28 protein-coding genes are annotated in these 26,261 nt (G+C 31.6%); 14 read left to right on the top strand and 14 right to left on the bottom strand.

Annotated features, from left to right (window positions below; genetic code table 11):
* Positions 1-183 precede the first annotated feature (183 nt).
* The gene (locus tag OS191_RS02985) at positions 184-861 is read left to right on the top strand and encodes a metal-dependent hydrolase (protein ID WP_267154225.1); all 678 of its coding nucleotides are present in this window, start codon (positions 184-186) and stop codon (positions 859-861) included.
* Between the two features lie 29 nt (positions 862-890).
* On the opposite strand, the gene OS191_RS02980 is transcribed toward OS191_RS02985, so the two are convergent.
* Together OS191_RS02980 and OS191_RS02975 are read right to left on the bottom strand one after the other, a co-directional pair.
* Entirely contained in the window at positions 891-1,682 is a 792-nt protein-coding gene (locus OS191_RS02980; RefSeq protein WP_267154224.1) for an SDR family oxidoreductase, read from the bottom strand.
* Entirely contained in the window at positions 1,679-2,614 is a 936-nt protein-coding gene (locus OS191_RS02975) for a sterol desaturase family protein (protein ID WP_267154223.1), read from the bottom strand. The genes OS191_RS02980 and OS191_RS02975 overlap by 4 nt, the downstream gene beginning before the upstream one ends.
* Before the next feature lie 62 nt (positions 2,615-2,676).
* Here OS191_RS02975 and OS191_RS02970 point away from each other — a divergent pair, with 62 nt between their 5' ends.
* The 3 genes from OS191_RS02970 to OS191_RS02960 are packed head-to-tail and all read left to right on the top strand — an operon-like array spanning position 2,677 to position 5,792.
* Positions 2,677-3,711 carry an o-succinylbenzoate synthase gene (locus OS191_RS02970; protein WP_267154222.1) on the top strand — a complete coding sequence of 345 codons (1,035 nt, stop codon included), beginning with the start codon at positions 2,677-2,679 and terminating at the stop codon, positions 3,709-3,711.
* A gap of 3 nt (positions 3,712-3,714) precedes the next feature.
* Entirely contained in the window at positions 3,715-4,713 is a 999-nt protein-coding gene (locus OS191_RS02965; RefSeq protein ID WP_267154221.1) for a CPBP family intramembrane glutamic endopeptidase, read from the top strand.
* A 5-nt stretch (positions 4,714-4,718) separates the two neighbouring features.
* Positions 4,719-5,792 carry an AMP-binding protein gene (locus OS191_RS02960; protein WP_267154220.1) on the top strand — a complete coding sequence of 358 codons (1,074 nt, stop codon included), beginning with the start codon at positions 4,719-4,721 and terminating at the stop codon, positions 5,790-5,792.
* Positions 5,793-5,829: 37 nt separating this feature from the next.
* Here the strand turns inward: OS191_RS02960 and OS191_RS02955 are convergent, their stop codons facing one another.
* From OS191_RS02955 to OS191_RS02945, 3 genes are all read right to left on the bottom strand, one after another.
* Positions 5,830-6,615, bottom strand: coding sequence for a hypothetical protein (locus OS191_RS02955; protein WP_267154219.1), 786 nt, complete (start codon positions 6,613-6,615; stop codon positions 5,830-5,832).
* 89 nt (positions 6,616-6,704) lie between these two features.
* The gene (locus OS191_RS02950) at positions 6,705-7,460 is read right to left on the bottom strand and encodes a hypothetical protein (protein ID WP_267154218.1); all 756 of its coding nucleotides are present in this window, start codon (positions 7,458-7,460) and stop codon (positions 6,705-6,707) included.
* A 96-nt stretch (positions 7,461-7,556) separates the two neighbouring features.
* The gene (locus tag OS191_RS02945; RefSeq protein WP_267154217.1) at positions 7,557-9,185 is read right to left on the bottom strand and encodes an acyl-CoA carboxylase subunit beta; all 1,629 of its coding nucleotides are present in this window, start codon (positions 9,183-9,185) and stop codon (positions 7,557-7,559) included.
* Between the two features lie 143 nt (positions 9,186-9,328).
* Between OS191_RS02945 and OS191_RS02940 the strand changes: the two genes are divergently transcribed.
* From OS191_RS02940 to ettA, 7 genes are all read left to right on the top strand, one after another.
* Positions 9,329-9,685 (top strand): DoxX family protein, encoded by a 357-nt coding sequence (locus tag OS191_RS02940; protein ID WP_267147809.1) that lies wholly within the window; start codon positions 9,329-9,331, stop codon positions 9,683-9,685.
* 1 nt (position 9,686) lies between these two features.
* A complete protein-coding gene (locus OS191_RS02935) occupies positions 9,687-10,217 on the top strand; it encodes an NADPH-dependent FMN reductase (protein ID WP_267154216.1) in 531 nt (176 codons plus the stop codon).
* Position 10,218: 1 nt separating this feature from the next.
* On the top strand, positions 10,219-10,503 hold the full coding sequence (locus tag OS191_RS02930) for a GNAT family N-acetyltransferase (RefSeq protein WP_267154215.1): 285 nt from the start codon (positions 10,219-10,221) through the stop codon (positions 10,501-10,503).
* A 137-nt stretch (positions 10,504-10,640) separates the two neighbouring features.
* Positions 10,641-11,078 carry a MarR family winged helix-turn-helix transcriptional regulator gene (locus tag OS191_RS02925; RefSeq protein WP_267154214.1) on the top strand — a complete coding sequence of 146 codons (438 nt, stop codon included), beginning with the start codon at positions 10,641-10,643 and terminating at the stop codon, positions 11,076-11,078.
* 161 nt (positions 11,079-11,239) lie between these two features.
* Positions 11,240-11,959, top strand: a complete 720-nt coding sequence (locus tag OS191_RS02920; protein WP_267154213.1) for a pirin family protein — start codon at positions 11,240-11,242, stop codon at positions 11,957-11,959.
* 100 nt (positions 11,960-12,059) lie between these two features.
* Positions 12,060-12,242, top strand: coding sequence for a CAL67264 family membrane protein (locus OS191_RS02915; RefSeq protein WP_007651202.1), 183 nt, complete (start codon positions 12,060-12,062; stop codon positions 12,240-12,242).
* Positions 12,243-12,311: 69 nt separating this feature from the next.
* Positions 12,312-14,003, top strand: a complete 1,692-nt coding sequence (ettA, locus tag OS191_RS02910; RefSeq protein ID WP_267154212.1) for an energy-dependent translational throttle protein EttA — start codon at positions 12,312-12,314, stop codon at positions 14,001-14,003.
* Positions 14,004-14,071: 68 nt separating this feature from the next.
* Here ettA and OS191_RS02905 read toward each other — a convergent pair whose 3' ends face one another.
* The 4 genes from OS191_RS02905 to OS191_RS02890 form a co-directional block, all read right to left on the bottom strand.
* Positions 14,072-14,275 (bottom strand): hypothetical protein, encoded by a 204-nt coding sequence (locus OS191_RS02905; protein ID WP_267154211.1) that lies wholly within the window; start codon positions 14,273-14,275, stop codon positions 14,072-14,074.
* An 8-nt stretch (positions 14,276-14,283) separates the two neighbouring features.
* Positions 14,284-14,526 carry a hypothetical protein gene (locus tag OS191_RS02900; protein WP_267154210.1) on the bottom strand — a complete coding sequence of 81 codons (243 nt, stop codon included), beginning with the start codon at positions 14,524-14,526 and terminating at the stop codon, positions 14,284-14,286.
* A gap of 75 nt (positions 14,527-14,601) precedes the next feature.
* Positions 14,602-15,420 carry an MBL fold metallo-hydrolase gene (locus OS191_RS02895; RefSeq protein WP_267154209.1) on the bottom strand — a complete coding sequence of 273 codons (819 nt, stop codon included), beginning with the start codon at positions 15,418-15,420 and terminating at the stop codon, positions 14,602-14,604.
* Positions 15,421-15,463: 43 nt separating this feature from the next.
* Positions 15,464-16,939, bottom strand: a complete 1,476-nt coding sequence (locus OS191_RS02890; protein ID WP_267154208.1) for a helix-turn-helix domain-containing protein — start codon at positions 16,937-16,939, stop codon at positions 15,464-15,466.
* A gap of 120 nt (positions 16,940-17,059) precedes the next feature.
* Here OS191_RS02890 and aceB point away from each other — a divergent pair, with 120 nt between their 5' ends.
* Both aceB and OS191_RS02880 read left to right on the top strand, forming a co-directional pair.
* Positions 17,060-18,658, top strand: coding sequence for a malate synthase A (aceB, locus tag OS191_RS02885; protein WP_267154207.1), 1,599 nt, complete (start codon positions 17,060-17,062; stop codon positions 18,656-18,658).
* A gap of 71 nt (positions 18,659-18,729) precedes the next feature.
* Positions 18,730-20,361 (top strand): isocitrate lyase, encoded by a 1,632-nt coding sequence (locus OS191_RS02880; protein WP_267154206.1) that lies wholly within the window; start codon positions 18,730-18,732, stop codon positions 20,359-20,361.
* A gap of 52 nt (positions 20,362-20,413) precedes the next feature.
* Here OS191_RS02880 and OS191_RS02875 read toward each other — a convergent pair whose 3' ends face one another.
* Both OS191_RS02875 and OS191_RS02870 read right to left on the bottom strand, forming a co-directional pair.
* The gene (locus OS191_RS02875) at positions 20,414-20,878 is read right to left on the bottom strand and encodes a GNAT family N-acetyltransferase (RefSeq protein WP_267154205.1); all 465 of its coding nucleotides are present in this window, start codon (positions 20,876-20,878) and stop codon (positions 20,414-20,416) included.
* A complete protein-coding gene (locus tag OS191_RS02870; protein ID WP_267154204.1) occupies positions 20,853-21,890 on the bottom strand; it encodes a formimidoylglutamase in 1,038 nt (345 codons plus the stop codon). Before OS191_RS02870 ends, OS191_RS02875 begins: the two co-directional genes overlap by 26 nt.
* 94 nt (positions 21,891-21,984) lie before the next feature.
* On the opposite strand from OS191_RS02870, the gene OS191_RS02865 reads away from it, so the two are divergent.
* On the top strand, positions 21,985-22,869 hold the full coding sequence (locus OS191_RS02865; protein WP_267154203.1) for a DUF8428 domain-containing protein: 885 nt from the start codon (positions 21,985-21,987) through the stop codon (positions 22,867-22,869).
* A gap of 73 nt (positions 22,870-22,942) precedes the next feature.
* Here the strand turns inward: OS191_RS02865 and OS191_RS02860 are convergent, their stop codons facing one another.
* From OS191_RS02860 to OS191_RS02850, 3 genes are all read right to left on the bottom strand, one after another.
* Positions 22,943-23,512, bottom strand: a complete 570-nt coding sequence (locus OS191_RS02860; RefSeq protein WP_267154202.1) for a hypothetical protein — start codon at positions 23,510-23,512, stop codon at positions 22,943-22,945.
* Positions 23,496-24,731, bottom strand: a complete 1,236-nt coding sequence (hutI, locus tag OS191_RS02855; protein WP_267154201.1) for an imidazolonepropionase — start codon at positions 24,729-24,731, stop codon at positions 23,496-23,498. Before hutI ends, OS191_RS02860 begins: the two co-directional genes overlap by 17 nt.
* 100 nt (positions 24,732-24,831) lie before the next feature.
* The gene (locus tag OS191_RS02850) at positions 24,832-26,232 is read right to left on the bottom strand and encodes a T9SS type A sorting domain-containing protein (protein ID WP_267154200.1); all 1,401 of its coding nucleotides are present in this window, start codon (positions 26,230-26,232) and stop codon (positions 24,832-24,834) included.
* Positions 26,233-26,261: the final 29 nt, after the last annotated feature.

Raw genomic sequence — 26,261 nt, 5'->3', positions numbered from 1 at the left:
TCATAATGTCTTGTTTTTCAAATAAATATGACTTATATTTAATCTGTTGGTAGGTTATTATCAACAATTGAAGCGATTAAAATGCTTCATATTTGGGGATTGAAAAACTCAAACAAATCATTAAAATTTGTTTGAGTTTTTTTGTATTTTACAGTCTCATAATTATATTTAAAATCTCTCAAAATGAAAATTACTTTTTACGGTCACGCTAGTTTAGGAATTGAAGTAAATGACGTTCATATTTTAGTTGATCCATTTATTTCGGCTAATGAAAAAGCGTCTCATATAGATTTAGACTCTTTAAAAGCAGATTATATTTTATTAACTCATGCACATCAAGATCATATATTGGATGTTGAAGCCATTGCTAAACGTACAGATGCTGTAATTGTATCTAACTTTGAAGTGGTAACACACTTTCAAAATAAAGGTTTTGAAGGTCACCCTATGAATCATGGTGGGAGTTGGGATTTTGAATTTGGAAATGTAAAGTTTGTTAATGCCATTCATACATCTTCTTTCCCAGATGGGAGTTATGGCGGACAACCAGGAGGTTTTGTAATTGAAGGAGAACGTAAAAATATTTATATAGCAGGTGATACCGCTTTAACAATGGATATGAAATTAATCCCTATGCAAACTAAATTAGATCTGGCTATTCTACCTATTGGAGATAATTTTACCATGGGAGTAAATGATGCTATCCTCGCTAGTAATTTTATTGAATGCGATAAAATTCTTGGTTATCACTTTGATACGTTTGGCTATATAGAAATAGACCATGAAGAGGCTAAACGTAAATTCTTCGAAAATAATAAAGATTTAATGCTTTTAGAAATAGGGGAGAGTCTTGAACTGTAACAGTATATAAAGACTTATGATTATAATCTTTATCTCACCTTGCTTCTTAATACTAGTTTGTGAAGTAGCTTTATAGATATTCGTTTCACATACACACCAAGTATTTCAAACTTACCTATATAAGCTTCATATTTTTCGTTTTTAATAGCTTTTAACATGCGTTTTACAAAAACTTCAACATCTAATCCACTCTCAGTCATATGATCTTGATAGCCTTGTTTGCTTCCATCTGAAGTTAATGCATTTCTAGCTACATCGGTATTTACAAATCCCGGACAAATTATGGTAACTTTTATATTATCTGCACTATGCTCTAACCTTAAAGCGTCAAAAAACCCATGTAAAGCATGTTTTGCTCCGCAATAGGCTGACCGTAAGGGGGAACTAAATTTTCCCATAAGGCTGGAAACAACAACATAATGTCCGGTTTTATTAGCTACAAAATGAGGTAAAAGAGCTTTGCTTAAAGCTACAGTTCCCAAATAATCTACTTCCATTAGTTTTCTGTCTACAGCTATATCTGTATCAATTATAGGAGAACGTTGACTAATTCCTCCATTATTAATAAGGATATCTATTTTACCGAATAAAGAAATTGCATCTCCAGCAATAGAAGCATGCGTTTCTGTTTCTGCTAAGTCTAATGTTAAAACAGCTATATTTTCAGGTTGCTTGCATAATGCTTTTACTTTTTCTAATTCAGCTTTTCTTCGAGCAGAAAGTATCAGTTTACAATTCTCATTAGAAAGTGTTATAGCTAAACTTTTGCCAATGCCACTTGAAGCTCCGGTAATCCAAATTACTTTATTATTAAAGGTCATACAATGTCATTTTTATTATCAACTGAAAACTGAGACGGTGACTTTAAACCGGCATTAAGCCATTCTTTTCTCAAATCATCACTCGATTTTCCAGTTCCATCATGTTTCCAACCTGGAGGTTTTACTAAATATTTAATCCGGTTAGAAATAGATTTTTTTCCAGAAAACACATCTTTTAACATATGATACCATTCTAAATAAGCAACTTTAATTGGGTTATACGTATGGATGTTTTCTACCAATCCATAAATAACTTTTTCGTCATCTAATTCAGCTTGGAAAGTTCCAAAAAGTTTATCCCAGATAATTAGGATTCCTGCGTGGTTTCTATCCAAATAAATAGGGTTACTTCCATGGTGTACTCTGTGGTGAGAAGGCGTATTCATTACAGCTTCAAACCATTTTGGTAGTTTGTTAATGGTTTCGGTATGAATCCAGAATTGATATAACAGACTTATAGACATTTGCAATAAAATCATGGCTGGATGAAACCCAAGTAAAGGCAACCATAACCAAAACACAAAGGAATAAAAACCACCAGACCAAGTTTGTCTTAAGGCCGTACTTAAATTATAATGTTCTGAGGAATGATGCACCACATGCGAAGCCCAAAAAAGTCTACATTCATGAGAAACTCTGTGGAACCAATAATAAGATAAATCGTCTGCAAAAAATAACAAAATAACACTCCACCAAGCCAATGGAATAGTAAATAATCTAAAGTTTTCATACACAAAAAAGAAAGCCAATAAAACCAAACCTTTGCTAACTAAATTAATAGCAACATTACCCAAGCCCATGGCAATAGATGTAAAGGCATCTTTAGTTTCGTAAGTTTTAATTTTTTGTCTGGTTGTAATAAACAATTCCAGAAGCATGGAAACTATAAAAAATGGAATGGCAAAATAAATAAGATTTGGAAATTCTGGCATGACTATTTAATATATATTGAAGTCTAATGTACAAAATATTTTGAGTATTTTTGAAACTAACTATGAAAGCAGAATACCAGAATTATATTTTAAATTTTAAACAAGCTAGTGGCACGTCTAGAGGGATTTTAAAAACTAAGGAAACTTGGTTTATAATTCTTGAAAAAGATGGAAAAACTGGTGTTGGAGAATGTGGTTTATTTAGAGGATTGAGTGTAGACGATGTACCACATTACGAAGATATTTTAAAATGGACCTGTTTAAATATTCACTTAGGATTACCTGTTTTATTGGATGAACTTTATAAGTTTCCAAGCATTCAATTAGGACTTGAAACGGCATTTGCTTCTCTTAAGAGTAAAGATCCTTTCGAGATTTTTCCATCAGAATTTACTCAAAGTAAAGATGCCATTTCTATTAATGGCTTGATTTGGATGGGAAGCGAAGCCTTCATGAAACAACAAATTAAAGAAAAAATTGAAGCTGGATTTTCATGTATTAAAATGAAAATTGGCGCTATCGATTTTCAAACGGAATTTAATCTTTTAAAGTCCATAAGGAAAGAGTTCTCTCCAAAAGACATCGAATTACGTGTAGATGCTAATGGTGCATTCTTAGTTGAAGAAGCTTTAGACAAACTAAAACTAATTTCAGAATTAGATATTCATTCTATAGAACAACCTATAAAACAAGGTCAAATTGAAGATATGGCTAGTTTGTGTGAAAAAACACCTTTACCCATTGCTTTAGACGAAGAGTTAATTGGTGTTTTTTCAAAAGAAAAAAAGAAAACCTTACTTGAAACAATAAACCCTCAATATATTATTTTAAAACCAAGTTTGGTTGGCGGTTTTTCTGGAAGTAAAGAGTGGATTGATTTATCCGAAAAACAAAATATAGGTTGGTGGATTACAAGCGCTTTAGAGAGTAATGTGGGCTTAAATGCGATTGCACAATGGACTTATACCCTAAACAATGCTATGCCTCAAGGACTTGGAACAGGGAGTTTATTTACCAATAATTTTGCTTCGCCTTTAAATGTAAAAAATGGTACATTGCAGTACCAAAAAAATAAAAACTGGAATTTTAATTTATAACCTATGTATATAGCTCAAGCTTTTAACGTCTTACACGATTGGTGGAGATATTTAGTTGGAATAGTTTTAATTGTTATTGCTGTGGTAATCGGACAAATTCCGTTTACAGTAGCTGTTTTTATGAAAGCCATGACTGATGGTGAAAGTGTTTTTGGTTTGGATGAAACCAAAATGATGACCATGTTGGAGCCAAATTTAAATCTATTTTTAATGCTACTCTCTTTTGCTTTTGGGTTAGTTGGATTGTTTTTGGTAGTTAGACTTCTTCATAAACAAAGTATTACATCCTTGACTACAGCCAGGAGTAAAATAGATTGGAAACGTATCTGGTTTGCTTTTATACTTTGGGGTGTGGTGAGCTCTGGATTTATTTTGCTTGATTATTACTTAACTCCGGAAGATTATGTGGTAAATTTTAAAATGCAACCATTTATTATTTTATGTGTTATAGCCGTTGTATTAGTTCCTTTACAAACAAGTTTTGAAGAATATCTGTTTAGAGGTTATTTAATGCAAGGAATTGGTGTTTTAGCAAAAAATAAATGGGTACCACTACTTACTACGTCTGTTGTTTTTGGAATGTTACATATTGCAAATCCTGAAGTAGACAAATTAGGAAATGTTATTATGGTCTATTATATAGGAACAGGTTTGTTTTTAGGAGTAATGACTTTAATGGATGAAGGAATGGAGCTTGCGCTTGGTTTTCACGCTGCAAATAACTTGTTTACGGCTTTACTGGTTACGGCAGATTGGACTGCTTTTCAAACACATTCGGTTTTAAAGGATATGTCTGAACCATCAGCAACAAGTTTTACAGAAATATTTATGCCAGTTTTTATTGTGTTCCCTTTGTTGTTATTTGTTTTTTCAAAAAAATATAATTGGACTAATTGGAAAGATAAATTAGTTGGTCCCGTTGAAGCTCCTTTGAAAGAATCTCTTATTTCAGAAATAGGAATTGAAGAGTCTATCATTGAAGAAAACAATAACATAGATTAACACTTATGATTCCTACTTACGATAAAGTCCACAATCACTTTAAGTTAAATAACAAGTCCTATGATCGTGACGGGTTAAAGGAAGTTGCTTACAGCTTTATTAAAGAAGGAAGTCCTTATGAAAAAGCCTTAGGCGATTTTTTAGCCGATTGGTTGGATGCAAAAGATTATATAAAAACCAAAACATCTGGAACAACAGGGAAACCAAAAATCATTAAAATTAAAAAGCAAGCCATGGTATTTTCTGCCATTGCTACAGGAAATTATTTTGGTTTAAAACCAAAAGATAAAGCTTTACATTGTTTACCTACGCAATTTATTGCTGGGAAAATGATGTTGGTTAGAGCCATTATTTTAGGCTTACAAGTAGATGTTATTGAACCAGGAACTATTTTAAATTTTAGCTCTAAAAAACATTACCATTTTGCTGCTATGATTCCCATGCAAGTGCAGCAGAATTTAAAAAAACTAACTCATATAAAAACGCTTATTGTTGGTGGCGCTCCCATGTCGTCTGAACTTATAGATCAACTTCAGCCTTTGCAGACTAAGGTATACGCAACTTATGGCATGACCGAAACTATCACGCATATTGCCATAAAAAAATTAAACAACTTTACTAATTCGGAAAGTGTTTCTAATACTTATTATGAAGTACTACCAAGTATTCATATTTCTCAAGATGAAAGAGAGTGCTTAGTTATTGAAGCACCAAAACTTTCTAAAGAAATAATTTCCACCAATGATGTAGTAAAGCTACATTCAGAAAAAACTTTTGAATGGTTAGGAAGATTTGATAATGTGATAAATTCCGGTGGCATTAAGTTCTTTCCTGAGCAGATAGAGGAAAAATTAAAAGGAAAAATTTCAAATAGGTTTTTTATAGCTTCGGAAAAAGATGACAAACTTGGTGAGAAACTAATTCTTGTTTTGGAAGCGGATAAGAATGACTTATCGAACTCAGTTTTTAAAGACTTAGATACATACGAAAAACCAAAGAAAATCTACACAGTTACGAAATTTAGTGAAACCACATCTGGTAAAATTCAGCGTTTACAAACTCTCGCGACTTTTAAATAATCACATTTTTATTTTAAAATTAATACAGTATTAGCTGTTATAATGGGTGAAAAAACATGGTTTTATTACCAGTTTCTTCCAAGGTTTCTTTAGCTTTTTGATGTTGCTCTTGGAATGTTTTTAAATTAGTTCCTTTGCATATACCATACGAATAGTGGTATTTTATAAGCTCTAAGTCCAAGGGAGTTAATTTTTTATTTGACGAATAACAATTTGAGAAATAACTCTCACATTTAAAATCATCAATTAAATTAAAATAGCCTAAATTTTGTATGAAATATTTTTTTAATTCATAGAGCCTTAATGTTTCATTAAAGTACATCTCATTATCAAGTTTAATGGCCGATTTATAAATTTGATTGTTTCCATTCCAATACTGATAATTACTTGATCTTTTGAAATTCATAAGGTTAGACTCATATTCATAATCTCCAAAATAATAAATAATGTAATTAGAATCTTCTACTTTATTTACTTCATATATATTTAGAGAATCTACTTGACTCGAAATTTCTTCTGCAAATTTCATTAAATCATTTTTAGTTTTTTTTGCCACACTTTTTGAAAAGAAAATTTTAACATCATCTTTCCAATATTTCATAACTGTGTTGTCACTTATTACCCCTTTTTTATGATTAAAAGCTACTTTTTCATAATATTTTAAAAATGTTGAGTCCTTATATTCATATGGAACACTATTTCCTTTAGGCCTCATGAAATCAGAAACTTGAACCATGGTGTCTCCATGTATAACTCTAAAACTCAAAGAGTCTTTTTTAGTTAAAGGCACTTTGTACTTGTTTTTGTATTGCTTAACTGTCATATACATGGTGCTGTAAGTTGAATTGTCTTTTTTTTGTGAAAAGCATAATGATGTTGACAATAAACATATTGAGAGATAGAAAAGGAGTTTCATTGTAGGGTTTTATATTTTTTTATTAATTTACTAAAAGCTCTTTCGTCAATTATTTGAGGATAAATTGTACTATAATGAAGTTTAATTAGTTTATAATCAAATTCTGAAATAGTATCTGAACTTATATATTTTTTACTTAATAGACTTGAACTATTTATATCAAATCCGATATCAAAATTCCCTAAACTTAAAAAAAACAGTTGTTTTAATTGTTTTAAAATATCTAAGTCGGTTTGGTCTCTATTTATATTTATTGATAAAATACCACTATAAAACTTATTGTTAGAATCATTAGTTAAACGATAAGTAGCACCTGTTAGAAAAGATTTTTTCCTTTCTGTATCCGATTCGAATTTAAAATCATTATTGTATACGTTAATTTCTTCGGAAGTTGTTTTTATATAATAATTAGCATTTTTAATTTTAGAGGTGAAACTGATGTTTAAATGCTCTAGATTACTTATTTGACTGAAAAATAATTTAAAACCCTTAATGACTTCATTTGGAATTTTTTTGTCAAAATATATTACAATAGGCGTATTCCATTGCCTTAATTGAAAACCATTTTTATAATCTTTTCCTGTTATTCCAAACCCAATGGCATTATATTTATCTAGAAATTTTTTGCCGTAAGTTGTATCGTTTAAAAATCCCAAATCAATAATATTAGAATTTATATTAAAGAGTGTATCATTTTCTAAAATTACTAATTCAGTATCTAGATTTGTTTTGTTTTTTTCATTACTAAACAAAAGCCTAGGCTTTAAAATATGATTTAGATTATTTTGACTAAAAATTGATAATGAAACAAAATAAATGAAATAGGTTAAGATTTTTTTTATCATAAATTACACTTGAATAACTCCTAAGTTAAACTTTTTTTCAATAGGAGCGTGGTTGGCTGCTTCAATTCCCATACTAATCCATTTTCTAGTATCTAAAGGATCTATAATAGCATCTGTCCAGATTCTGGAAGCCGCATAATAAGGAGACACCTGCTTGTCGTATCTATCTTTAATTTTATTAAACAACTCTTCTTCTTTCTCTTTAGTAATGACTTCGCCTTTCTTTTTAAGAGAAGCTGTTTCAATTTGTAATAATACTTTTGCTGCAGAATTTCCGCTCATTACAGCCAATTCGGCACTTGGCCATGCTACAATCAATCTTGGATCGTAAGCTTTTCCACACATGGCATAGTTTCCTGCGCCATAGCTATTTCCTAATATAATGGTAAATTTTGGCACCACAGAATTACTTACAGCATTTACCATTTTGGCACCATCTTTAATAATTCCACCATGTTCACTTTTAGATCCAACCATAAAACCAGTAACATCCTGTAAAAAGACTAAAGGAATTTTCTTCTGATTACAATTAGCAATAAACCGCGTGGCTTTATCTGCGCTATCGTTATAAATAACACCCCCAAACTGCATTTCGCCTTTTTTGGTTTTCACTAATTTTCTCTGATTTGCTACAATACCAACAGCCCAACCATCAATTCTGGCATAGGCTGTAATTATGGTCTTTCCGTATCCAGCTTTATATTCATCGAACTCAGAATTATCAACTAAACGTTTGATAATTTCATACATATCATATTGATCAGCTCTCGATTTAGGTAAAATTCCGTAAATATCTTCTTGCTTTTCCTTTGGTTTCTTAGCATCGGCTCTGTTATAACCTGCTTTATCAAAAGCGCCAATTTTATCAACTACACTTTTAATTCTATCTAAAGCATCTTTATCGTCTTTAGCTTTATAGTCTGTAACACCAGAAATTTCACAATGTGTTGTAGCACCTCCAAGAGTTTCATTGTCAATAGTTTCACCAATGGCAGCTTTAACCAAATAACTTCCTGCTAAAAAGATACTTCCTGTTTTATCAACTATCATGGCTTCGTCGCTCATAATTGGTAAATAAGCACCACCAGCTACACAACTTCCCATAACAGCAGCAATTTGTGTAATTCCTAAACTGCTCATAATGGCATTATTTCTAAAAATACGTCCGAAATGTTCTTTATCTGGAAAAATTTCGTCTTGCATTGGTAAATAAACTCCAGCAGAATCAACTAAATATATTATTGGCAATCTGTTCTCTATAGCTATTTCCTGAGCACGTAAATTCTTCTTTCCGGTAATTGGAAACCAGGCACCAGCTTTTACTGTGGCATCGTTAGCCACAACCATACATTGTTTTCCTTTAATGTATCCAATTTTAACAACTACACCTCCAGAAGGGCAGCCACCATGTTCTTCGTACATATCTTCTCCGGCAAAAGCAGCTATTTCTATACTATCTCTTTTAGCGTCTAAAAGATAATCTATGCGTTCTCTGGCAGTCATTTTGCCTTTTGCATGATGTTTTTCAATATTTTTTTCGCCACCACCAAGTTTTACTTGAGCAAAACGCTTTTTTAAATCTGAAACTAAAAGCTTATTATAATCTTCGTTTTTGTTGAAGTTGATATCCATAGAAATAATTATTTGCCACGAATTTACAAAAGAAGAACATGGTTTAAAAGCGAATATTTTGTTAAATAATTTTACACGGAATTAGTTTCCTAGGAATATATAGATGTTTTATGTACATTTGCACTCTAAACTAAAATAGAATTATGAAAAAGAATAAGATTATCTATTACGTAGCAACTGGTCTTTTAACGGTATTGATATTATTTTCAGCCGGAATGTACTTTTTTAATTATGAAGAAGTAGCACAAATGTTTACGAGCTTTGGTTACCCAACTTATATTATTTACCCATATGCTGTTATTAAGTTGGTAGGCATATTTGTTATTTGGAATCCAAATTTTAATATTATAAAAGAATGGGCTTATGCAGGTTTCTTTTTTGCATTTATTTTAGCCTTTTTTGCACATTTTATGATTAATGATGGGGAGCATATATCGGCATTATTAGCATTAGTTTTATTAATTGTCTCTTATATTTTTAACAAAAAAACGCAAGCTTAATATGAAAAAAATTATTGCATTTGCAGGTAGTAACAGCAAACAATCTATAAATAAACAATTGGTAACATACGCTTCTTCTTTGGTAGACAATGTAGAGGCCAAAGTTTTAGATTTAAACGATTTTGATGTTCCGTTATTTGGAGTAGATCTGGAGGCCAAAATTGGATTTCCCGAGAATGCTAAAAAACTATTGGAAGCAATAAAAAATGCAGACGGTATTATAATTTCATTGGCAGAGCACAATGGTGCATACTCTTCTGTTTTTAAAAATTTATTTGATTGGATGTCTCGAGAAGAAGGAAAATTATTTTTTGGCAAACCAATGTTACTGATGGCAACATCCACAGGAGGAAGAGGAGGACAATCTGTTTTGGCTATGGCAAAAGATAGATTCCCAAGACACAATGCTCAGATAGTTGCAGATTTTTCATTACCACTTTTTGAAACCAACTTTTCTGATGGTAAAATAACAGATGCAAATCTTGATAGGGAATTAAAACAACAAGTAGAATTATTTAAAAAATCAATTTAATATGGAAATTAAACATACAGATAACGGTAAAAATGGTAAGTTTTTTATTGAAATAGACCAAAAGGAAGAAGCAGAAATGACTTATAAATATATTGATGATAACACCATCGATATAAATCATACAGAAGTAAAAGAGGCATTAAAGGGTCAAGGAATGGGATATAAGCTTATAGATGAAGCGGTCAGTTTTATGAGAAAGAACAATTTAAAAGCTGCTCCTACTTGTTCTTACGCCAAAGCTATTTTGGAGAAGAAAAAAGATGAATATCAAGATGTTATAAAATAAACTAAAATGAAAATCAAGAATTTTTTGTTAATATTTATGATTGCGTGTGCAAGTATAAGTTATGCTCAAGATTCCAAATATCAGTTATCTAGTCATATTTTAGACGTAATTAATCTTTTTGTAAATTATTTTTAAATATGGGAGATTTATCTAAAGATATCAATTCAAAATTCGACAGTGCCAAAGTGAAGGCTTTGATTAATATATTATATACTGCCAATTGGATTTCTAGTTTTCAGAACGACTTTTTTAAACCCTTCGGAATTTCTCCTCAGCAATATAATGTTTTACGAATATTGAATGGAGCAGATAAAGCATTAAAAGTGCAAACTATTAAAGAACGCATGATTGATCGTTCGCCAAATACAACAAGGTTAATGGATAAGTTAATCGCGAAAGAGTTTATTGAACGCTTTCCATGTGCAGATGATAGACGTGTGGTTTTTATTAAATTAACAAACAGAGGCAAGCAGCTTATAGAATCAATTTCAGTCGATTTTAATAAGGATTTATTAAAAAACATTACAGAAGACGAAGCAGAGCAATTAAGTGATTTGTTAGATAAAATGAGATGAATTCATTTTAGTTAAAACAGAAATATTAAAAGGTGATAAAAAAACAAGTCTTCATAACTGCAAAAAAACAACCTTTAAATTTTACACTTAGCCCAGATTAAATATGGCTGAGAATAATAAATAACTTAAATAAGAGAGAGCCACTTTTGTGGGGATTAAAGATGAGAACAGTATTACATAAAGCAGAAGATAGAGGTTTTGCAAATCACGGATGGCTTCAAGCAAACCATTCGTTTAGTTTTGCTAATTATTTCGATAAAGATAAAATGCAATTTGGAGCTTTACGTGTTTTAAACGACGATGTTGTAGCTCCAAAAATGGGTTTCGGAACTCATCCACATGAAAATATGGAGATTATTACAATTCCATTAAGTGGTGTGTTAAAACATCGGGATAATATGCATCAAGATTGGCAACAAGTCCTTCCTAGCGAAGTGCAGGTTATGAGCGCCGGAACTGGTGTACAACATTCTGAGATTAATGGCTCAATAGAAAAGCATTTGAGTTTGTTTCAGATTTGGATTATTCCTAATAAACATAATGTGGAACCACGTTATGGGCAGAAATCATTTCTAGAAACAGATAGAAAAAATAAACTTCAAATATTAGTCACTTCTATTGATGAATCTCATGAAAGTAGCTTAAAAATTCATCAAGATGCCATAATTTCAAGGATTGATTTGGATAGAGATAAGAATTTCAGTTATACTCTAAAAAGTGACGTTCATGGTGTTTATATTATGAATATTTTTGGAGAGGTGACTATTGAAAATACCATCCTAGAAGCCCGGGATGCCATAGGAATTTCAGAAACAGAAACTTTCTCGGTTACAGCAAATGATGATTCAGGCTTACTCTTGATAGAAGTTCCTATGAAATAATGACTCAACCTTCAAATTATGAAAAAGCATCTTTAGGAGTGCTTTTATAGTTTTAAATCCCGATATTTGCATTTCTACTAACAATAAATTTACAGATATAATGGCAATGAATAAAAATACCGTTTTAGCTTGGGCAACTTGGATTATGATTTTTGTAGGATTAGCATTAATTGCTTTAGGAGCATTTAGATATGATGATGTTGCAGGATGGGGGTTTGCTGCTGTAGGAATTGGGTTTTTTGCCGTAGCTTGGGTTTTTAATGCACTAAAAGGAAGAGTGTAATTAGTATTCAGTTGGCAATTAGAGCCACATTTTCAATATTCATTTAACAATTTAAACTTATTTATAAAAATGAGCGACGATAAAAAAGTAATTTTCTCGATGTCCGGTTTAACCAAAACCTATCAGAGTGCAAAAAAACCTGTATTAAAGAACATTTATTTAAGTTTCTTTTATGGTGCAAAAATTGGAATTTTAGGACTTAACGGTTCTGGTAAATCTACTTTATTAAAAATTATTGCTGGTATTGATAAAAATTATCAAGGCGATGTCGTTTTTTCTCCAGGTTATACCGTGGGTTATCTTGAGCAAGAGCCACAACTAGACAATGATAAAACCGTTATGGAAATTGTAAAAGAAGGAGCAGCAGAAACGGTTGCTATTCTTGAAGAGTACAATAAAATTAACGATATGTTTGGTCTGGAAGAAGTTTATAGCGATCCAGATAAAATGGAGAAATTAATGAACAGACAAGCTGTTTTGCAAGATCAGATTGATGCTTCAGATGCTTGGGAGTTAGATACCAAATTAGAGATAGCCATGGATGCGTTAAGAACTCCAGATGGCGATAAGAAAATTAGTGTGCTTTCAGGAGGTGAAAAACGTCGTGTAGCCTTATGTAGATTGTTATTACAAGAACCAGATGTATTATTATTAGATGAGCCAACCAACCACTTGGATGCCGAATCTGTACATTGGTTAGAGCATCATTTAGCACAATATAAAGGAACTGTAATTGCGGTAACACACGATAGATATTTCTTAGATAATGTTGCAGGATGGATTTTAGAATTAGATAGAGGAGAAGGCATTCCTTGGAAAGGAAATTACTCTTCTTGGCTAGACCAGAAATCTAAGCGTATGGCGCAAGAAGGGAAAGCAGCTTCCAAACGCCAGAAAACCTTAGAGCGAGAGTTAGAATGGGTTAAGCAAGGAGCTAAAGGTAGACAAACCAAGCAGAAAGCACGTTTAAAGAATTACGATAAATTATTAAGTCAGGACCAAAAACAATTAGACGAAAAACTAGAAATATATATTCCTAATGGACCTCGTTTGGGAACCAATGTTATTGAAGCTATTGGGGTAAGTAAAGGTTACGACGATAAATTGTTATACGATAACTTAAACTTCAATTTACCACAAGCCGGGATAGTTGGAATTATTGGTCCAAACGGAGCCGGTAAAACAACTATTTTTAGAATGATTATGGGAGAAGAAACCCCAGACAAAGGCGAATTTAAAGTGGGTGAAACCGCTAAGATTGCTTATGTAGATCAGTCACATTCTAATATTGATCCTGAAAAAACAATCTGGCAAAACTTTAGCGATGAGCAAGAACTGATTATGATGGGAGGGAAGCAGGTGAATTCTCGTGCTTATTTAAGTCGTTTCAACTTTAGTGGTAGCGAGCAGAATAAAAAGGTAAATATGTTATCTGGAGGAGAAAGAAACAGGCTGCATTTAGCGATGACTCTTAAAGAAGAAGGAAACGTATTGCTTTTGGATGAGCCAACAAACGATTTGGATGTAAACACTTTAAGAGCTTTGGAAGAAGGTTTAGAAAATTTTGCTGGTTGTGCCGTAGTAATTTCTCACGACAGATGGTTTTTAGATAGAATTTGTACCCATATTTTAGCTTTTGAAGGAAACTCTGAAGTTTACTTCTTTGAAGGTAGCTTTAGTGATTACGAAGAGAATAAAAAACAACGTCTTGGTGGCGATTTAATGCCAAAACGAATTAAATACAGAAAGTTAGTTAGATAACTTTTTTGAATGAATAGTATTAAAAAAGCCTCGAAAATTCGAGGCTTTTTTTTGTTGGTGTTTTTAATTCAATTATTTTCATATAAATGTCCAGAACTCATAATAAAATTATCAATCTCAATTTTATCTAAAGATTTATAATTACTGTCAAACTCTTCAAGAGCATGACTCCATTGTTTTTCTGGAGTTACTGTGTATAAAATTTTTTTACTTATAAAAGCAAAGATTAATACAATGATATTTAAGATGCTTAAGTAAATTACTATTGTCATATTATATACTAATTATTATCGTACATATGACTTTCAGTAAAATCTCTATAAGTATGTTCTTCTTTTTCTTTATCTATTGTAAATGATTCATTTAATTTATCGCTTTCTTTTCTTAGTAAATAAGATTTTCTCCATCCTAAAACTAATAATACTAAAAAAAATAAAACAGAAATAGATAAGGCTGTAACGATGCTTGATTGCTCCATAGTCGCTATGGAAAGAAACCCCAAAAGAGAGATATATTGAGACATGTAGGTACTTGATTTGGTTAATAGCTATCCAAATATAAACATTTTATTTTAACTAAACAACTAGTTATTAAAAGTCTATGGATTTTTATACCAGTCCAATAATATCACTTCAATATCTTCGTTTCCTTCATTTACCAGACTTTTAAATTTTTCAATATCGCTAAAACCCTCTGTTCCTCTATAATGATAAGGATATACTTTCTTAGGCTTAAAATCTAAAACAGCACTGGCAGCACTTTCAACCGTCATGGTATATGGTAAATTCATACACACAAAAGCGATGTCTATATTGCTTAGATTTCTCATTTCCGGAATGTCTTCTGTATCTCCAGATATATAAATACGTTTGCCACCAAACTCAACAACATAACCATTACCTCGTCCTTTTGGATGGTATTTTAATGCTTCTTCTCTTAAGTTATACATGGGTACAGAATATACCACTACATCTAAGCCAGCTTTTGTATAATCTACCCGTGCGTTATTTTTAACTGCAAACATATTATATTGCAAAGCCATAGGTATTTTAATAGCTACATCTGGAGGTACAATAGGTTGGGTTGTATCCTTCATAATTCCTTCAAAAGTTTCTAAATTAAAATGATCATCATGAATATCTGTAATTAAAATAACATTTGGATCTTTCTCGTTTTTATACAATTCGGGACCTCCAACAGGATCTACATAAATAACAATATCTTCATATTCTAAAATAAAACTAGCATGATTTATAGGTTTAACTATTATGTCTGAAAGCGGTTTTTTATTATCCAAAATTGAGATAGTATCTGTTTTAATTTTGGAAGTTTGATTTGTGTTTACATCTTTAACATCCCCTTTACAACCAAAAGAAAGTATAGAGATTAGGAATAACACTAAAAGGAAATTTCTCATAGTAATAATAATTAAGGGAATAAAATTATAAATAAATTATAGATTAACTAAATCTATTCTTTAAATCTTCGACTACCATTTCAATTTTTTTGTTTTTAGCTTCATGTTCTAGTCTAATTGCTGGCACTTGTCTTATTTCACAATTGGAGATTGAACAGCGTTCGCAAGTAACTCCAACTTCAGTTTTCTTGATATTAGTGGTTTCTAAAAAACTTAATTTTCTTTTAAGTTGTTTATCTATTAAAAGTCCCACACTAATACTTCTAAAATGGTTTTCCCTAAAAGGGTCTCTGGTTGCTGAAGATAAGACTAAATAACTCATATTATCATCAGGATAATTTGAAATTTGCATATCAAATATATGTTCTTTATTGCTTCTACTGATGTCTTTTAAAACCTTTAAAGAAATCCAGCGTCTACAATAATGCTCATTAGTTTCGTTGGCATGTGGGGAATGCTGATGCGATAAATGCAACTCTTTTTTAAGATGAAATCTATTGGTTCCAGAACGATGTGTAAAGCGTAAAAAGAAAAGGTTTTGAATATTGAAATCTTTGGGTAAAATATTTGTCAAGCGCTGATAAAATGATTCCGGAGAAGCATTAAAAGAGTTAATGATATCTAGAAAAAAATTTTCATCAAATGTTTTTTTACTGAATAATTGATTTAGCTTTTTTGTAATAGTTGCTCGTGGTATAATTAAGGCTCCAGCAAAATAGGAAGCATGAAAATTATTCAGTACTTGATCGAAATTATCAAATTTAATCCAGGAAAAGGTGTAAAGTCGTTCACTATAATCTAAAAAATTATAAGCAATTTCTTTAGCAAATATGAAGGTTTTTTGCGCATCGTCCATATTACTGGCCAGTAATAATGTTTTTGTTTTAGGTACAAATACTGATCGTAAATTATCTAAGGCATGATGCTTATTTAATTCTGTTTCATTTAACGTGTAACCATACTCTTCAACCAATATGTCTTCTAATTCTTTAGACGAAATTGGCTTGGTTAAATCTACTTGATAAGCTTTCGAAAATTTAATAACACTTTGTTCTATGTCCTCAAAATAATTGTTATTTGCTTCCTGAAAAGAACGGACAGAAGCCAAATAAAAACTCTCGCGACTAAAGTTGTAGTTTTGTGCTATTTCAATAATGGTACTTATAAATGCATTCACTTTTGCTGGTGCGTTCGAAATAATATCAATAAGGTTGCTCTCTTTTATTCCGAAGAGTTCAAGAGGGATTTCCTTGAGGATTTTAGACTGAAGTACGTCTCCAATTGGAGCTAAGTTTTTATCTAATTTTAAAGAAACCATTTGATCGTAAGGAACATCCAACTTCTCTGATAATATAGCTATTTTATCAGGTTTTGGATATTTTTTTCCTTTTTCTATTTCATTTAAATAAGACTTTGATAAGCCTGAAAGTTTAGATAAACCAAAAAGAGATAAATTCTTCTCAGTCCGCTTCTGCTTTAACTTTAAACCAAAAATAAGCTTAATATATTCTTCCTCCATATAAGCAAAGATAAGTTTTTTTGCGAACTTAATGTTTTTGCGAATATTTATTTTTAGCGAACGTTCGCTTGTTTTTTTAAAATGTTTGTTTTATCATTGTAAACAGAAAACAATAACAACATGGAAAACACAGTATTAAGTAAGTCTAAACTTCAATTCTCAAATCAAGTAACTAATTTTTATCCGAAAATTTTATCAGAAGAAGCTCAAGAGTTCATTTTGGCTTTACACGATAAGTTTAATAAAAGCAGGTTAGAATTATTAGAGGCAAGAAAGCAACAACAGCTAAACTTCGATAAAGGTGTTTTCCCGGATTTTCCATTAGAAACTAAAGAAATTAGAGAATCTAATTGGGTTGCAGGCTCTATTCCAAAAGATTTGTTAGATAGAAGAGTGGAAATAACCGGGCCAGTAGATAGAAAAATGGTAATTAACGCTTTAAATTCTGGAGCAAAAACCTTTATGGCAGATTTTGAAGATAGTACAGCTCCTTCTTGGCAGAATATTATGGAAGGCCAGCAAAACCTGATAGACGCCAATAGAAAGACGATTTCTTTTATCAATAAAAAAAATAAAAAAGGGTATCATTTACATTCAGATCCTGCTGTTTTATTGGTTCGTCCAAGAGGCTTACATTTAAATGATAAACACCTTTTAGTTGGCGATAAGCAAGTTTCTGCTAGCTTATTGGACTTTGGTTTATATGTGTTTCATAACACAAAAATACTATTAGAAAATGATACTGCTCCGTATTTCTATCTTCCAAAATTAGAACATTACTTGGAAGCGCGTTGGTGGAATATGGTTTTTGAATTTGCTCAAGACTATTTAAATGTTTCAAAAGGAACCTTTAAAGCAACTGTTTTGGTTGAAACTATAACTGCTAGTTTTCAGTTAGATGAAATTATATACGAGTTGAAAAATCATATTGTAGGATTAAACTGTGGAAGATGGGATTATATTTTTTCATATATCAAAAAATTTAGAAATCACACCAATTTTACTGTTCCCAATAGAGACCAGGTTACAATGACATCTCCTTTTATGGATGCTTATTCTAAATTAGTAATACAGCGTTGCCACAAAAGAGGCATTCATGCTATAGGAGGGATGGCGGCACAAATTCCTATTAAAAATGATGAGTATGCAAATATTATTGCCTTAGAAAAAGTGAGAGCAGACAAAGAGCGAGAAGTTAAGAATGGGCATGATGGTACTTGGGTTGCTCATCCCGCTTTGATTAATATTGCTTTACAAGAGTTTGATAAGTATATGCCTACCAAAAATCAAATTCATATAAAGAAAGAAGATGTAAAGGTTTCTAAAGAAGATTTACTTGAATTGCCAATTGGAACGGTAACAGAGGATGGGATTAGAAAAAATATTAATGTGGCCATTCTATATCTGGAAGCTTGGTTGCGTGGTTATGGTGCGGTTGCCTTATATAATTTAATGGAAGATGCTGCAACGGCTGAAATATCACGAACTCAAATTTGGCAATGGCTTAAAAATGAAGTGATTCTGGAAGATGGTAGAAAATTTAATATAGAACTTTATATGTCCATTTTTGATGAAGAAGTTGAAAAAATTATAAAAGAAGTTGGTGAGCAAAATATTGAAAACACCAAATTCGACTTAGCTATAAAACTATTTGATAAATTAGTTTTGTCGGATAGGTTTGAAGAATTTTTAACAGAATCAGCTTATCAATATCTATAAAAAAAATCCTGCGAATGCGCGAACACTCAACAGGATTCAATTATTAATAAATAATAACCTAAAGCAAAAGTATGAAAAATTTAGCACAAACAAATTACAGTTCTGCCTTGCAGACCGTAAGAAATCTCAAAGAAAAGTATGGCACATCATGGAATTCCATAAGTCCGGAAAATGCAGCTAGAATGCTTACTCAAAACCAATTTAAAACAGGAATAGACATCGCTAAATACACAGCAGCCATCATGAGAAAAGACATGGCGGAATATGATGCAGATTCATCTAAGTATACACAGTCTTTAGGTTGTTGGCATGGTTTTGTGGCTCAACAAAAAATGATTGCCGTTAAAAAGCATCATAAAACAACTGCTAAAAAGTACTTGTATCTTTCAGGGTGGATGGTAGCTGCATTACGTTCGGAATTTGGTCCTTTACCAGATCAATCAATGCACGAAAAAACAGCTGTACCAGCGTTAATAAAAGAGATTTACGATTTTTTACGTCAGGCAGATGCTATTGAATTAAACGATTTGTTTAAAAGGCTGGAAAATGGAGAAGATGTACAAGATCAAATTGATAATTATGAAACTCATATAGTTCCTATTATTGCAGATATAGATGCTGGTTTTGGGAATGAAGAAGCCACGTATTTACTGAGTAAAAAAATGATTGAAGCTGGCGCTTGTGCTATTCAGATTGAAAATCAAGTATCCGATGCCAAGCAATGTGGTCATCAAGATGGGAAAGTAACTGTACCTCACGAAGATTATATTGCCAAATTAAATGCCATTAGATATGCATTTTTAGAACTGGGAGTAGAAGACGGAGTTATAGTAGCTAGAACAGACTCTGAAGGTGCAGGTTTAACTCAAAAATTGCCGGTAAGTCAGGAACCTGGCGACTTAGCTTCTCAATATTTAGCTTTTGTTGAAGCTGAAGAAATTACTATTGGTCAGGCTAAAGAAGACGATGTTCTTCTTAAAAGAGATGGTAAATTAGTAAGACCAGTAAGGCTAGCCAATGGTTTATATAAATTTAAAAACGGATCGAATATTGATCGGGTGGTGTTGGATTGTATTACCAGTCTTCAAAATGGAGCCGATCTTTTATGGATTGAAACACCTACTCCAAATGTGAAGCAAATTGCACATATGGTGAACAGAATTAAAAAAGTTGCTCCAAATGCTAAATTGGTTTACAATAATTCACCTTCTTTTAATTGGACATTAAACTTCCGAAATCAAGTTTATGATGAGATGTTAGAACAAGGAAAAGATGTATCCAACTACGATAAAAATAATTTAATGGATGTAAAGTATGACAACTCAGAACTTTGCATTTTGGCAGACGAAAAAATTAGAACATTTCAAACAGATGGCGCAAGAGATGCAGGTATTTTTCACCATTTAATAACCTTGCCAACGTATCATACTACAGCATTAGATATGAATAATCTTACCGAAGGATACTTTGGTGATAAAGGGATGTTAGCTTATGTGCAAGGAGTTCAAAGACAAGAAATCCGGAAAGGTGTTGCTTGTGTTAAACACCAGCGCATGGCAGGTTCAGATTTAGGGGATGCTCATAAAACATTTTTCGCTGGAGATAAAGCTTTAAAAGCAGGAGGTGAAAAAAACACTTCCAATCAATTTGAGATAAATACAGAGACCACTAAAGTTAAAGAGACATTAAGTGTGGTTGCTTAAAGACTGAATGGAGTAAAAAAAGACGTTTCATTAATTTGAAACGTCTTTTTTTTTATAAAGGATATTCCATTTTAATATCACATCGAGCATAAGTACAATTTTCTTCAACAGGAACTTCAACAAACCCAAACTTTCTATAAATATAAATGGCATTTTCTAATTTTTTACTAGAATAGAGGAGAAGCCTTTTAAACTCCTGTTCTTTTGCAAAATCTAAACAGTGCTGCATCAATTTTTGTCCTATATTTTGTCCGCGATATTTTGGCGAAACAGCCATTTTTGTGAGTTCAAAAGTACCTTTTTCTTGAATTGGCATTAAAGCCACAGTACCTATGGCTTGATTGTTTAATAAGACAAAAAATATAAACCCTCCTTTATCAATGATATACTTCTTGGGATTACTTAAAACCTCTTCATCAAAGGGTTCTACATAAAAATATTTTTTTAGCCATTGTACATTTAACGTATAGAATTCTTTAGAATAAGCACTATTAAATGGAATAATTTCTATTTGCATTAGCTCTAATAAAATCGGTTATTAAATAAGTAATTAGTTTTCCAACTTGAGTTTCTGTTTCTGGGGATGGCGCAGCTTCGCAAATATGTAAATAAGTAGCATTGGAATCTTTAGCAAAATATGAAACAAATTGCCTGGTTTCGTTTACAGAAAAACCGCTTGGAGTCATGGCGCTACTTGGTATGTTCTGGATAGAGTCGCAATCTATTTCTATGCCGAAAAAATCATCTGAAACATAATTTAGAGCTCGAGACATCTCAGCTTTAAATTTTAGTTCCTTCCTAACAACCATAGATTCGAACGTATTGTAGGTTATGTTTTTAAGGCTTTTTATTGTTTTAAATATTTCTGATGACGTATAGTTTTCATGCAATCCGAAAATAAAGTAATTTCTTAAAAAACCTTCAGAAAAAGCATACTTGAAACCATTCCCACTATGTCTGCCTTCTTCTTTTCTAAAATCTGAATGGGCATCGAAATTTACCACGTTTATGCGAGAGTTTAGAGCTAAAGAAGCACCTTTTAAATTGCCATAAGCATTGTTATGTCCGCCTCCAATAATAATAGGTTTTTTTCCAGCTTTAACAATATTGTAAATAACATTGGAAACCTCAATATCAATTTTTGAGACTAATTTCCTAGCCTTCTCAACATCTTTAGGATTATTTTGGTCTAAAGTTGAAAGTTTTTTTAAAGCTTTATCAAAATTTAAATGGCCTAAAATCAGCACTTTTTTGGCATGTGTAAATGCATTTGCTTGAATATTTAACAAAATTTTAATTGTTGCATCCCAAGCAGTTGAAGTTCCTGATTTACCGTAGTTTGCGAAAACCCCTACATCTTCTGGCAATCCTAAAACAACATATTCGACGTCCAAAGTTTTAAGTTCTTCGTATATATTGGAAATGTCGGTAATCATTTTAATATGTTCACCAAATTTGGATTCAGCTGGTCTTTTTTTAAGTAACTTTTTTAAAGTTGAAGAATTAAATAAGATAAGTTTGTTTTCCATTTTTGATGTATATTTCAAGAAGTTAAAATTACATTTTTTAAACAAATTAGACAATAACTAACATTAAAATTAAAAACAACAAACACAAATAATAATGGAAAATAACACAAATAATAACATGGGTTTAAAAGTAGCTTTAGGGATTGCTTTAGTGCTCTTTTTAGGTGCAGCTTTTTATTCTTTTGATTTATTAAAAGATAAAAAAGAAACTGAAGCTCAATTAACGGAAGAAAAGCAATTAGTAATGAAGGATCTTAGCAATATGGCGAAACAATATGATATTGTTATAGGTGACAATGAAATTGCTAATAAAAATTTAGTTGAAGCAAAAGCACGTATTCAAGGTTTAATGGATTCTTTGCAAATCTCTGAAACAAATGTAAAAAGTCTTTGGAGATATAAATCTAAGTACTTATCGCTACAAAAAGAAATGGATATTTTATTAACTGAAAACGATAAGTTAAAAATAGAAAACTCTTTATTGGCAACTTCATTAGATAGTACAAGAGTACGTTTAGAAGAGCGTACTATGTTTACTGACTCTTTAATGGTTCAGAATACAGCTTTAGCAGATGTTGTTGAAAACGCAGCTGTTTTATCAACTGTTGGTTTAAAAGGTTTTGGTGTTATAGAAAGATCATCAGGAAAACTAGTGCCAACAGAAAGAGCTGGACGTTCAGATAAAATTAGAGTGTGTTTTACAGTAGCTAAAAACGCTTTGGTACAGTCGGGAGAACAAGAGCTTTATGTACAGGTAATAGATCCTAAAAACAATACTTTAGGAGTTAATGAGCAGGTTCAGTTTGAAGAAAAAACACTCAATTATAGTATAGTTAGTAAGTTTAACTACGAGAATGCTAACTTAAATATATGTGAGTTTGTAAGTCCTGGGAAAGATGGTTTTGAAAAAGGGCGTTATACAGTAAATGTATTTAACGAAAAGGACTTAGTATCTACTTCAGAATTCACATTAAAATAAAAAATAGTTATTATTAGTTAATATCCATAGAGCTAATTATGACAGAAACCCGGAAGTTTAAACTTTCGGGTTTTTATTGGTCTAAATTTTTTATACAAGCTTCTCGAATGTCCCAAAGACTTTCAAAACTGAATGAAATAGATTCTTTTAAAATCCACTCTTTTAAGAATGCTTGATGCACATTCACCTTATAGTTCCCAATTTGAGAAGGAATAATTTCTTCTTCCTGTAAGATAGAATGAGTAAAAGAACTAATATTTGTTGATGTTCTGGTTATGTCTATTATGTTATTGTTGATTTTTAAATAGCAATGTGCTTCTGGAATATAATGTAAATTCCATTTTGAAAGAATGGTCCCAACTCCTTGAGTATTCTCTTCACACATTTTATAAATACCTATGTATAGCTTAACATCGGGAATGTTATTTTGTTTTGCTATTTCTGCTAAAAAAGCATGTTTAGTGGAACAAGTTCCTTTTTGCTCTTTTAAAATTAAAGTATAATCACTTCTATTAGAGTTTCTTCCGTATGGTAATTTCTGAATGTAGCTTAAAGCTTCTTCAAAATTACTTATTCCTATTTTTAATAATTTATTGGATAACTTTTGATTAGAATTTATTGGATATTTATATAGTTTGTCCATTAATTATAACCTGATCTATATTGTTGTCTCCAAAGGCATAAGGTAGAAATCCATAGCTAGGGATTTGTTTAGTGATAATAAGATTTGCTTTCTTGCCTTTAGTAATGCTTCCATACATGTTTTCAATTCCCATAGCATAAGCTCCATTAATAGTGGCAGCATTTATGGCTTCTTCTGGAGTCATTTTCATTTTAATACAGGCTGTACTAATCACAAAATTCATATTTCCACTTGGTGTAGAACCTGGGTTATAATCTGTAGCTAAAGCCAAAGGTAAACCAGCATCTATAATTTGTCTGGCTGGTGTGTAAGGAATGCTCAAAAAGTAGGAGCAAGATGGTAAAGCAACAGGCATGGTATCGCTATTTTTAAGAACATCGATATCATCTTGGTTCATTTCTTCTAAATGATCTACAGAAAGCGCTTGATGTTTTACGCCAACATCAACGCCTCCAAAAGCATTGAATTGATTGACATGAATTTTAGGAATCAATCCATGTTCTTTTCCAGCTTTTAAAATGCGTTCAGTATCTTCAAGATCAAAATAGCCTTTTTCGCAAAATACGTCGATATAAGTAGCTAATTTTTCTTTAGCAACTTCAGGAATCATTTTGTCTATTACTAAATTTACAAAAGCTGTTTTATTGTCTTTAAATTCTTTTGGAATGGCATGTGCTGCTAATAAGGTTGCTCTCACTTTTACTGGAAACTCTTTCTTTAATCTTTTTATTACGCGAAGCATTTTTAGTTCCCCATCGATAGTTAAACCATAACCAGATTTTATTTCAATAGCTCCGGTTCCAAGCGATATAACTTTTTTTAAGCGTTCTGCAGATTGTAAATAGAGATTTTCCTCACTTGTGTTTTGAAGTTTTTCTGCTGAATTTAATATACCACCACCACGATTAGCAATATCTTCATAACTCAAACCGTTAATTCTATCAACAAATTCTTGCTCTCTGTTTCCAGCATAAACAATATGCGTATGAGAATCGCACCAAGTAGGAAGTACTATTTTTCCTGTGGCATCAATGACCTTTTCTGCATTGAGATCCTGTATAGTATCCATAGAACCATAATCTACAATGGTATCGTGGTCAATTAAAAGGTAAGCATTTTTAATACTTGGAAGTATTTTCATGTCTTTTCCTTTAACAACTGAAATATTTGTATCCCTAACTTGGAGGAGTTCTTTGATGTTTTTAATGAGTATTGACAAAATGTTCTGTTTTCTTCAAAGTTCCGAATTTCTTGTGATAATAAAAAACGCTATCATAAAATGATAACGTTTTTAGTATTTTATAAGATGTTAAAAGAAATTATTCTTTAACAAATCTGTAGCTTGTATCAGAATTTTCTAATTTTAGAATATACACGCCATTTTGCAGTTTAGAAACATCTAAAGATTTATTTGTGCCAATGGATTGACTTAATACTTTTTTTCCTAAGATATCGTAAACATAAACATTTGTATCTTCATTTAAACCTATAATCTTAAGACTGTTTGATGTTGGATTGGGGTAAATACCAACAGTGTTTAGTTGATTTTGAGGAATGTTTAATAAGTTTAATTCATTCTCTATCCATTTTAGTCTACCATCTTGATAACCTAAAGTCGCAAAGTCTATATCTCCATCATTATCAAAATCGTTAATAGTAAAGTTATAAACTTGATTGTGTAAGTTGTTATCTGTAATCCTAGTTTCAGTTCCTAAAACCCCAAAGGCATCACTTTCAAACCAAAATACATCGTCATTTTGATTAAGACCATCTGCAGCTACAATATCATTATATCCATCGTTGTTTAAATCTGTTACAAATGCAATCGAAGGGTAAGGGTGGGAATTGTTAACGATTATTTCAGTAAAATTTCCAGCTCCATCGTTTTGATAGTAAGCAATTTCTTGACCAGATAAATCAACTTTAACAATATCCATAAAAGTATCATCATTTACATCACCAAAATCGATTCCAAATAAGTAAGTATTACCTGTTGAAATATCTCCTCCAGCTGATTCTGTAAAACTCACGGGATTATTGTCTGTAAGTGGGTTATAATTATTATAATATAATTCTACTGTTCCAGCATCTGTATTGTTTACAACAATATCTAGATCTGTATCTCCATCAACATCAGCAATGTCAAGATTCCCACAACCCAAACCTGCAGTTGCAGGAATTACGTTTTGTTCTGTCCAAGGCGATCCATCATTGGCAAACCAAATAACTCTATCTGTATCTCCAGAACCACCATAAACAGACAATACGATATCTAGCGTTGCATCAGAATCTATGTATCCTGTAACAATTGTTCCCGGTCCATCCACAGTGTCTGTTATAATTTCTTCATCTGCAAAGGTACCATCACCATTGTTAGCATACCAGACTAATTTATTATCGCCACTGGATGATGCCAATACATCATTACCATTTATACCATCAATATCTGCAATATGAATACCACCTACCTGAGTTAAATTTTTTATAATTGGGGCTGCAAAGGTCCCATCTTCATTGTTGATATAAATTTCAACAGTATTTCCAGTCTGCGTACCAACAGCTATATCTGGATAAGCACCTGGATTTAAATGCCCAGAATCGATTACATACGGATTTGAACCTGTTGATCCAATAGTATGGATTATAAATGCTTCTTCTTGGCTAAAGCCAACAAAAATAAATGCATTTATAAAAAGTAAAGAAAGTAAAGTTTTTTTCATAATTAAATTGATTAATTAGTGCTAATATA

It is taken from the genome of Xanthomarina sp. F2636L (assembly GCF_026410195.1).
Lineage (GTDB): Bacteria > Bacteroidota > Bacteroidia > Flavobacteriales > Flavobacteriaceae > Xanthomarina.
The sequence above is the reverse complement of the archived record's forward strand: the minus strand, read 5'-3'. Positions and strand labels throughout refer to the sequence as shown.

What these genes read in the sequence shown, in the direction of transcription:
- OS191_RS02985 (WP_267154225.1), top strand. Translation starts at nt 184, where the DNA reads ATGAAAATTACTTTTTACGGTCACGCTAGTTTAGGAATTGAAGTAAAT.
- OS191_RS02980 (WP_267154224.1), bottom strand. Translation starts at nt 1,682, where the DNA reads ATGACCTTTAATAATAAAGTAATTTGGATTACCGGAGCTTCAAGTGGC.
- OS191_RS02975 (WP_267154223.1), bottom strand. Translation starts at nt 2,614, where the DNA reads ATGCCAGAATTTCCAAATCTTATTTATTTTGCCATTCCATTTTTTATA.
- OS191_RS02970 (WP_267154222.1), top strand. Translation starts at nt 2,677, where the DNA reads ATGAAAGCAGAATACCAGAATTATATTTTAAATTTTAAACAAGCTAGT.
- OS191_RS02965 (WP_267154221.1), top strand. Translation starts at nt 3,715, where the DNA reads ATGTATATAGCTCAAGCTTTTAACGTCTTACACGATTGGTGGAGATAT.
- OS191_RS02960 (WP_267154220.1), top strand. Translation starts at nt 4,719, where the DNA reads ATGATTCCTACTTACGATAAAGTCCACAATCACTTTAAGTTAAATAAC.
- OS191_RS02955 (WP_267154219.1), bottom strand. Translation starts at nt 6,615, where the DNA reads ATGACAGTTAAGCAATACAAAAACAAGTACAAAGTGCCTTTAACTAAA.
- OS191_RS02945 (WP_267154217.1), bottom strand. Translation starts at nt 9,185, where the DNA reads ATGGATATCAACTTCAACAAAAACGAAGATTATAATAAGCTTTTAGTT.
- OS191_RS02940 (WP_267147809.1), top strand. Translation starts at nt 9,329, where the DNA reads ATGAAAAAGAATAAGATTATCTATTACGTAGCAACTGGTCTTTTAACG.
- OS191_RS02935 (WP_267154216.1), top strand. Translation starts at nt 9,687, where the DNA reads ATGAAAAAAATTATTGCATTTGCAGGTAGTAACAGCAAACAATCTATA.
- OS191_RS02930 (WP_267154215.1), top strand. Translation starts at nt 10,219, where the DNA reads ATGGAAATTAAACATACAGATAACGGTAAAAATGGTAAGTTTTTTATT.
- OS191_RS02925 (WP_267154214.1), top strand. Translation starts at nt 10,641, where the DNA reads ATGGGAGATTTATCTAAAGATATCAATTCAAAATTCGACAGTGCCAAA.
- OS191_RS02920 (WP_267154213.1), top strand. Translation starts at nt 11,240, where the DNA reads ATGAGAACAGTATTACATAAAGCAGAAGATAGAGGTTTTGCAAATCAC.
- OS191_RS02915 (WP_007651202.1), top strand. Translation starts at nt 12,060, where the DNA reads ATGGCAATGAATAAAAATACCGTTTTAGCTTGGGCAACTTGGATTATG.
- ettA (WP_267154212.1), top strand. Translation starts at nt 12,312, where the DNA reads ATGAGCGACGATAAAAAAGTAATTTTCTCGATGTCCGGTTTAACCAAA.
- OS191_RS02905 (WP_267154211.1), bottom strand. Translation starts at nt 14,275, where the DNA reads ATGACAATAGTAATTTACTTAAGCATCTTAAATATCATTGTATTAATC.
- OS191_RS02900 (WP_267154210.1), bottom strand. Translation starts at nt 14,526, where the DNA reads ATGTCTCAATATATCTCTCTTTTGGGGTTTCTTTCCATAGCGACTATG.
- OS191_RS02895 (WP_267154209.1), bottom strand. Translation starts at nt 15,420, where the DNA reads ATGAGAAATTTCCTTTTAGTGTTATTCCTAATCTCTATACTTTCTTTT.
- OS191_RS02890 (WP_267154208.1), bottom strand. Translation starts at nt 16,939, where the DNA reads ATGGAGGAAGAATATATTAAGCTTATTTTTGGTTTAAAGTTAAAGCAG.
- aceB (WP_267154207.1), top strand. Translation starts at nt 17,060, where the DNA reads ATGGAAAACACAGTATTAAGTAAGTCTAAACTTCAATTCTCAAATCAA.
- OS191_RS02880 (WP_267154206.1), top strand. Translation starts at nt 18,730, where the DNA reads ATGAAAAATTTAGCACAAACAAATTACAGTTCTGCCTTGCAGACCGTA.
- OS191_RS02875 (WP_267154205.1), bottom strand. Translation starts at nt 20,878, where the DNA reads ATGCAAATAGAAATTATTCCATTTAATAGTGCTTATTCTAAAGAATTC.
- OS191_RS02870 (WP_267154204.1), bottom strand. Translation starts at nt 21,890, where the DNA reads ATGGAAAACAAACTTATCTTATTTAATTCTTCAACTTTAAAAAAGTTA.
- OS191_RS02865 (WP_267154203.1), top strand. Translation starts at nt 21,985, where the DNA reads ATGGAAAATAACACAAATAATAACATGGGTTTAAAAGTAGCTTTAGGG.
- OS191_RS02860 (WP_267154202.1), bottom strand. Translation starts at nt 23,512, where the DNA reads ATGGACAAACTATATAAATATCCAATAAATTCTAATCAAAAGTTATCC.
- OS191_RS02850 (WP_267154200.1), bottom strand. Translation starts at nt 26,232, where the DNA reads ATGAAAAAAACTTTACTTTCTTTACTTTTTATAAATGCATTTATTTTT.